A 7,565-nucleotide genomic window follows, 5' to 3' on the forward strand; every position below is an offset into this window, starting at 1 on the left:
CCCCTTTCCCTTTCCCCTTCCCAATGCCCGATGCCCAATGCCCAATGCCCAATGACTAATGACTAATGACTAATGACTAATGACTAATGACTAATGACTAATGACTAATGAAAAAAATTTGCGATCGCTCTTAGAAGCAGTTGCCAATGGTAAGGTTTCCCCAGATATAGCGTTAGATTCTCTCAAAGATTTAACCTATGAAAGTGTCGGTGAGTTTGCCAAAATTGACCACCATCGCCAGTTAAGAACTGGTTTCCCAGAGGTGATTTGGGGCCCTGGTAAAACACCAGAGCAAATTGCTCAAATTATCGAGGTGATGCGCCTCCGCAGTCCGGTGGTGATGGCAACTCGCATTGAACCAGGAGTTTATAGCACACTGCAAGCAAAAGTTAGAGGTTTGCGATATTACGAAATGGCGCGAATTTGTGCCATTGCTCCTCCTAGCATCGAACCACAATTTCAAGGAGAAATTGGTATTCTTTCTGCTGGCACTGCTGATTTACCGGTTGCTGAAGAAGCCGCTGTGACAGCTGAACTTTCTGGTTTTCAAGTCAAACGCCTCTGGGATGTTGGGGTTGCAGGCATTCACCGCTTACTAAATAATCGTCACGTCATTGATTCGGCATCGGTGTTGATTGTTGTCGCAGGAATGGAAGGCGCTTTACCCAGTGTTGTTGCTGGTTTGGCAAATTGTCCGGTGATTGCTGTACCCACTAGCATCGGTTATGGTGCCAGTTTTAGCGGTCTAGCACCTTTATTGACAATGCTGAACTCTTGTGCTGCGGGGGTAGGTGTAGTGAATATCGATAACGGTTTTGGCGCAGCAGTTTTGGCGGGGCAAATTTTACGGACAGCCGAGAAATTGCGGTTGGCATCCTCTGGATCTTGAGTTAAGACATTAAAGTCATAACCAAGATTTCAGTATTTATAGCAGAATTCAGAATTCAGGATTCAGAATTACGTCTGATGTGAATTATCCAAATCAACGAAATATCAAGGATTGTGCGTCCTGTAGAGACTTGCAATTGCAAATCTCTACTGAAAATCTGCTATGTCAGTAATTTTTTCATAAATATACTGATACTGAAATTTGGCATCTACAACCTAATTAACCACCAAACATGAGCCACTACAACGATTTCATATATCAGTTATTTTGGCATTTGCCTGTAAATTTCACGGCATTAGCACAAACAATTACCGACCCAGACCTCATGGGTCAAATGCAAAAAGCTTGGAACCATTTTATACAAACAGGTCAAGTCTGGGCATTGTTGATTGGTTTAGTCATTGGCTATATCATTCGGAATCTAACTAGCTACGGTTAAAGTAATTTTAGATTTTGGATTTTAGATTTTAGATTAATCCAAAATCTAAAATTTAAAATCCAAAATTGATGCCAAATCACTCATAATCTATGACTAAAGAACAAACTTGGAGTCAGCGGTTTGAATCAGCATTACATCCGGCCATCGCTCGTTTTAATGCCAGTATAAATTTTGATATTGAATTAATAGAATATGACTTGACTGGTTCTCAAGCTCATGCGAAGATGCTGGGTTACACGGGGATAATTTCCAAAGAAGAAGCCGAGCAACTGATTGCAGGCTTAGACCAAATTCGCCAAGAGTACCGCCAGGGAAAATTTCAGCCTGGTGTTGATGCTGAAGATGTGCATTTTGCAGTTGAACGACGATTGACGGAAATTGTCGGCGATGTGGGTAAGAAGCTACATACAGCGCGATCGCGTAATGACCAAGTCGGCACTGATACTAGACTCTACCTCCGCGACCAAATCCAACAAATCAAAGGTCAATTGCGTGAATTTCAAGGCGTTCTCTTAGATATAGCCGAAAAACACGTTGAAACTTTAATTCCTGGGTATACTCATCTCCAACGCGCCCAACCCCTGAGTTTAGCTCATCACCTGCTGGCATACTTTCAAATGGCACAACGGGACTGGGAACGCCTAAGCGATGTTTCTCGCCGAGTTAACATTTCACCCTTGGGGTGTGGTGCTTTAGCGGGGACTACATTCCCCATCGATCGCCATTATACAGCCAAGCTATTGAATTTTGACAACATTTATGCTAATAGCCTGGATGGAGTGAGCGATCGCGATTTTGCGATCGAATTCTTGTGTGCTGCTAGCTTAATTATGGTTCACCTCAGTCGGCTTGCAGAAGAAGTCATCATTTGGTCATCTGAAGAATTTCGCTTTGTTAGCCTCAAAGATAGCTGTGCCACTGGTTCCAGTATCATGCCCCAAAAGAAAAATCCCGATGTCCCGGAATTGGTGCGAGGAAAAACAGGGCGCGTATTTGGTCATCTCCAAGCAATGTTGGTGATTATGAAAGGGTTACCCCTGGCCTATAACAAAGACTTGCAAGAAGATAAAGAAGGTTTATTTGATAGCGTCAACACAGTCAAAGCATCTCTAGAAGCAATGACAATTTTGTTGGCAGAAGGCTTAGAATTTCGTACCCAACGCTTAGCCGAAGCGGTGACAGAAGACTTTTCCAACGCTACCGATGTGGCAGATTATCTAGCAGCACGGGGCGTTCCTTTCCGAGAAGCTTATAATCTCGTGGGTAAAGTCGTAAAAACCAGTATTGTCGCAGGTAAACTCCTAAAAGATTTGACACTAGACGAGTGGCAACAACTACATCCAGCATTTGCCGCAGATATTTATCAGGCCATATCCCCCCGTCAAGTCGTGTCTGCCCGCAACAGTTACGGTGGTACAGGCTTTGCACAGGTTCGTGAAGCACTCATAGCTGCTCGCGCTCAAATTGGCGAATAGAGGGAATGGGGGGGCAGGGGAAAAGGTTAAAGGTTAAAGGGAAAAGGAAATAAATTTAATCTTTCCCCTTTCCCCAAAATAATTGAGGGGGAAAAGGTTAAAGGTTAAAGGGAAAAGGAAATAAATTTAATCTTTCCCCTTTCCCCTTTCCCCTTTTCCCTTTCCCCAAAATAATTGAGGGCGTAAAAATATACGCCCTCAAATTCTAAAAGACTTAAAAAGTAAGTATATTAACAGGCAACTTACTCAGCGTCAATTGCTGCTGCGCCTTCATCTTCCTCACTCTTCGGTGGTCTTTGTTGGAACCTTCTCTGCATTCTTCCTGTCGTAGTCCGTTTACGAAACTTCCGGGCATACGCCTGGTTCCGTAGCGCCTTTTCTTTTTTCGGGTTACGGCGCTTAGCCATGTTCACCTCATAAATAAACAACAAAAAAATCGCAACTAGGCATAACTTATGTAATATCAGTTACCAATGTTTTTGATATACTTGTAGCCTAGTGACTAATCGATACGCTTTAAACAATTTTCTAGTATACCGTACTTGACTTGATTTTGTCAATTAAAATTAAACAATATCTGACTAGAGGTAGATAAAAATATCGTTTTTCACACACAAATATCTAAAATATACACACTGTATTTTAGATAAATGAAATACAAGGTAGAGAACATGTTAGCTAGGATTATCTGTACCTGACTCCCAAGCAATCTGTTGTATAAATTAACTAATTAGTTTTTGTAGTATTGTATTTATGAAAAACTTTAGTTCAGTTTGATTGACAAATGTAGCGGATGTAAATGATTTGTTTTATCAAATTATGATTTGATTTTTAACAAGACTTTGTAAAGATTTAAAAGTTTGATTTTTTATTGCTCACTCTTTATTTGTCGGCAATCCCGCTTGCATTGTGCCTTTGAAATTAGATAAATAATTTCAAAAATCAAATACGATTCCTATATTAGTTATTTGCAATGGATAAAGAGCAAAGTCTGAAGGCTGGCTGCTGGCATTGAGAACTTTCTAAGAGAGAATAATGTGAAAATATTATGTATATGTAAGTACAGTGCTTCTCTAGAAACTTGATGTTAGAATTGAGAGTGTTCTACGTAAATCGTTAGAATAAAATCTCGAACCACAAACATTTTTGTATAAAACAAAACTCAATAATATTTTATAGATTGAGGCTAATGTCAGTGGTAGAGAAATATAGAATACAATACATAAATTTTGAAGATTGAACGTTATTGCTTTTTTTCCTTCAGCTGTCGAGTCCACACGTAGTTTATGGCGTATTGGACAAACAGTATTGGGTATTATATTTCGTCATCCCATTACTGGTACTAGTATTATCCCAATTTTACCCGACGGTCGGATTGTACTGATTCGGCGGCGGGACAATGGTCTTTGGTCATTGCCTGGAGGTATTGTGGATTGGGGAGAAGATATTCCCAACACAGTCCGCCGGGAATTGATGGAGGAAACTGGATTAGAATTGGTGAAAATTAACCGTTTAGTAGGAGTTTACTCCTCACCAGACCGCGATCCCAGAATTCATTCGATTTGTGTTGTGGTTGAAGCCGAAGTAACTGGGACAATGGAAGTTAAAGATGCTTTGGAAGTTATGGAAATCCAAGCTTTCCCTCCAAATTTGCTACCTCCAGGACAAATGTCTCACGACCATACTCAACAGTTACAAGATTATTTGAATGGCTTGACAACACTGGCATAATAATATTTGGTTATTAGTCATTAGTCATTTGTTATTTGCAAATCACTAAGGAATTGCAAAAAATCAATTATTGCGCTTGGGGTCGTTGACTGTTGACTGTCAACCGTCAACCGTCAACCGTCAACCATCAATAATTAACAGTCTTCTATGGAATATTTTTTTACTTGCAAGTCCCTTATTATGGTGCTAAGGGTTAATTACTAAATTCAGATGGATACACTATTTCGTAACTCCCGGAGAAAGCTTTCTCAAGGGTTATTATTTTGGCGTGAAGCTGGTGCAGAAATTCCTGTAATTTTTTTACATGGTGCTTGGAATGATAGCAGTGAATGGTTATCTGTAATGGAGTCCCTGGCAGAGAATTTCCATTGCTTTGCACCTGATTTATTAGGTTTTGGTGAGTCGGAAAATCCTAATATTCATCATTCCATTGATTTACAAGTCGAATGTTTAGCTGAGTTTTTGCAAGCTGTCAAGCTAGAAAAAGTTTATTTAGTGGGACATTCTCTTGGGGGTTGGGTTGCTGCTAGTTATGCCCTAAAGTATCCAGAGAATGTTAACGGTATGGTACTGCTAGCGCCTGAAGGTGTAGAAATAGCAGGACAAGAAGAGTATTGTCGGAAGATGCGGCGATTATTGAATTATTCACCCTTCGTGGTTAAATTGTTGCGATCGCTAGTTACATTCACTAAAATCCTGGGCTGGCATGAAAAAATTACACAGGATTTGCAATTACGTCAAGATTTGCTGCGTTACCCCATAGCTTGTCAATTACTTTTCAAACGCCGACAAGCAGAAATTGAGGCAGAATTATTACAAAAACGCCTTTACAGCATCGAAGTCCCAGTTTTGATTTTACAAGGTGGTCAAGATACACCAGATGCTTTAGCCAAGAGTCAAATTTATGCCCAACTAACTCCAAAAGTTGAGTTAAAAATGATTGCCCATGCCGGCAATGACTTACCACAATCTTGTGCTGGGGATATAGCGATGGATATTCGGGAATTTATTACAGAGTCGATGCAAAGTAAGTTTATCTAATGTTGACTGTGGGAATTTTAGATTAAAAATGATTTCTGTACTCTTGCAAATCAGAAAGCTACATGGTCTGATTCCAAAATCTTAAATGGCTATGCAAAATTCACGCATTAAGAAAGCCATTTAAACAAGATTTTTTGAGCATGTATCTGTCGTATGATTGTTTCTAATTAATATTAGATAATTTATTGAAAATTTCAAATCAAAAATTAAATCACGAGTATAAATCTAAAATCTAAAATCCCAAATCTAAAATTAGAAGACGCATCTAGCATGAAATCACACAAGTTCCGTGATATAACCTTCAGACTGCACCGATATATTGGTTTAGTTGTGGGGGTATTTATCGCTTTTATTGGTTTAACGGGTAGTTTTTTGGTGTTCAAACCAGAAATAGAGCAATTGCTGATTAGCCAGCAAATTGGACGTATAGTACCTCAAGAACAAATAATTTCTCTTGATAGTGTTTTAGAAACAGCTAAATCTGTGATTTCTCAAAACAATCAAGCTAATATCAATTTTACTAATCCCACATCTTATTACATCAGATTACCTGCAACCGCTTCTTCCCCATACGAAGTTGAATTTTTTGATCATAATAAGGCGATTCGATTATTCGTCCATCCTTATACTGGTGAAATCATAACTTGGAATGATGCAGATTCGAGTTTTGAAAGGGTAATTCTCTACCTGCACTATAGTCTGATGTTAGGTATAAATGGTCAAATTGCAGTCGGTATTGTAGCATTATTACTATTGATTTTGTCTATTACAGGATTAATCTTATGGCCTGGTTGGCGCAAGTTAATTACTGGCTTCAAAATCAAGTGGGATGGTCATCCTAAACGAGTAAATTTTGATATTCACAAAGTTGTAGGAATTGTTGCCACAATTTTCCTTTGCTTTAGTGCTTTTACAGGCTTTTGTTGGAATTTATCTCATTGGACTTATCCATTGATTTATGCAGTTACTTTCACTTCACAACCACCAGAAGTTGCTGCTAAACCAATTTCTGATTCCACCCCTTTACAGTTATCACAATTACTCCAAAATTCCAATCAAGTATTTCCTAATGCAACGACATTATCAGTAACTATTCCCAGTAAACCTGAAGACGCTGTTTATATCAGCAAACGTCAAAATCACGAAACAGTGATTTATGGACAAAGCGGAGTCTATCTTGATGGGTATAGCGGTGAAATATTACGTGTAATTGATAGTACTAAATTACCGCTAGGAGACAAAGCGATCGCTATCCTTAGACCTTTACACTATGGCACATTTTGGGGCTTAACATCTCGTATAATTTATTTTTTGGTAGGGCTAACTCCAACTATTCTTTTAATCACAGGATTTATCATGTGGCGATATCGACCAAAGCCAAAATCTACTAAGTAAGTTTCAAATTCGGATTCCTATTTGTAATTTGCCATGAATATTTCTTTCATTCCCCAAAAAATTAAATTCGGTTCCACAATTAGCTGTGTTGCCATATCAGGATATAAAGCTTGGAGATAGTTAATTAATAAAGTGCGATCGCCGCCTTTAATTGCAATTTTTCCTTGAGGAAATAAATTCCACCATGCCTGAATAAAATCTTTAATTCCAGCTAGGAATGTGTAAATTACACCACTTTGAATTGCCTCTGTTGTATTCAGTGCAAAACGTGGTGGTAAAGATGCAATTTGGGAAATTTCAACTAATGGTAATTGTCCTGTTTTTTGACCGAGAGTTGCAAATTGTAACCCCAATCCCGGTAGAATCGCCCCTCCAACCAAACACTGATTAGCATCAGCAGCAGTAAAAGTTAGTGCTGTTCCTGCGTCAATCACCAACATAGGAAAACCCCAAGTTTTACCCGCACCCCACAAAGCTAAAGCCCTGTCAATTCCCAATGTGGGATACACTCCTTTGAGAGGAACTTCATTTAAAGTAATAACCTGAACGTTGGGATAAGTTTCCCAAATAGCAGTTTGGCTGGGAACTACGGAGG

Annotated in this window: 7 protein-coding genes; 6 read left to right on the forward strand and 1 reads right to left on the reverse strand. The window is 39.2% G+C overall.

Features of this window, described 5'->3' with window-relative positions; genetic code table 11:
- Positions 1-100: 100 nt before the first annotated feature.
- The 6 genes from larB (at position 101) to GNE10_RS29460 (ending at position 6,970) form a co-directional block, all read left to right on the forward strand.
- Positions 101-889: a nickel pincer cofactor biosynthesis protein LarB gene (gene larB / locus GNE10_RS29435; RefSeq protein ID WP_185569246.1), complete on the forward strand. Its 789-nt coding sequence runs from the start codon at positions 101-103 to the stop codon at positions 887-889.
- Positions 890-1,121: 232 nt separating this feature from the next.
- The gene (locus GNE10_RS29440) at positions 1,122-1,328 is read left to right on the forward strand and encodes a hypothetical protein (protein ID WP_099070884.1); all 207 of its coding nucleotides are present in this window, start codon (positions 1,122-1,124) and stop codon (positions 1,326-1,328) included.
- Positions 1,329-1,417: 89 nt separating this feature from the next.
- Positions 1,418-2,803 (forward strand): argininosuccinate lyase, encoded by a 1,386-nt coding sequence (argH, locus tag GNE10_RS29445; protein ID WP_185569248.1) that lies wholly within the window; start codon positions 1,418-1,420, stop codon positions 2,801-2,803.
- Between the two features lie 1,236 nt (positions 2,804-4,039).
- Positions 4,040-4,534, forward strand: coding sequence for an NUDIX hydrolase (locus tag GNE10_RS29450; RefSeq protein ID WP_099070882.1), 495 nt, complete (start codon positions 4,040-4,042; stop codon positions 4,532-4,534).
- 210 nt (positions 4,535-4,744) lie between these two features.
- Positions 4,745-5,575, forward strand: a complete 831-nt coding sequence (locus GNE10_RS29455) for an alpha/beta fold hydrolase (RefSeq protein WP_185569250.1) — start codon at positions 4,745-4,747, stop codon at positions 5,573-5,575.
- A 270-nt stretch (positions 5,576-5,845) separates the two neighbouring features.
- Positions 5,846-6,970 carry a PepSY domain-containing protein gene (locus GNE10_RS29460; protein WP_185569252.1) on the forward strand — a complete coding sequence of 375 codons (1,125 nt, stop codon included), beginning with the start codon at positions 5,846-5,848 and terminating at the stop codon, positions 6,968-6,970.
- A gap of 17 nt (positions 6,971-6,987) precedes the next feature.
- On the opposite strand, the gene GNE10_RS29465 is transcribed toward GNE10_RS29460, so the two are convergent.
- Positions 6,988-7,565 (reverse strand): pantothenate kinase (locus GNE10_RS29465; protein WP_185569254.1); only part of this gene is annotated, 578 nt, incomplete at its 5' end.

This window comes from Nostoc sp. 2RC (genome assembly GCF_014222165.1).
Taxonomy (GTDB): domain Bacteria; phylum Cyanobacteriota; class Cyanobacteriia; order Cyanobacteriales; family Nostocaceae; genus Nostoc; species Nostoc linckia.

Coding starts and splice junctions, on each gene's coding strand:
- larB (WP_185569246.1), top strand. CDS start 101: ATGACTAATGAAAAAAATTTGCGATCGCTCTTAGAAGCAGTTGCCAAT.
- GNE10_RS29440 (WP_099070884.1), top strand. CDS start 1,122: ATGAGCCACTACAACGATTTCATATATCAGTTATTTTGGCATTTGCCT.
- argH (WP_185569248.1), top strand. CDS start 1,418: ATGACTAAAGAACAAACTTGGAGTCAGCGGTTTGAATCAGCATTACAT.
- GNE10_RS29455 (WP_185569250.1), top strand. CDS start 4,745: ATGGATACACTATTTCGTAACTCCCGGAGAAAGCTTTCTCAAGGGTTA.
- GNE10_RS29460 (WP_185569252.1), top strand. CDS start 5,846: ATGAAATCACACAAGTTCCGTGATATAACCTTCAGACTGCACCGATAT.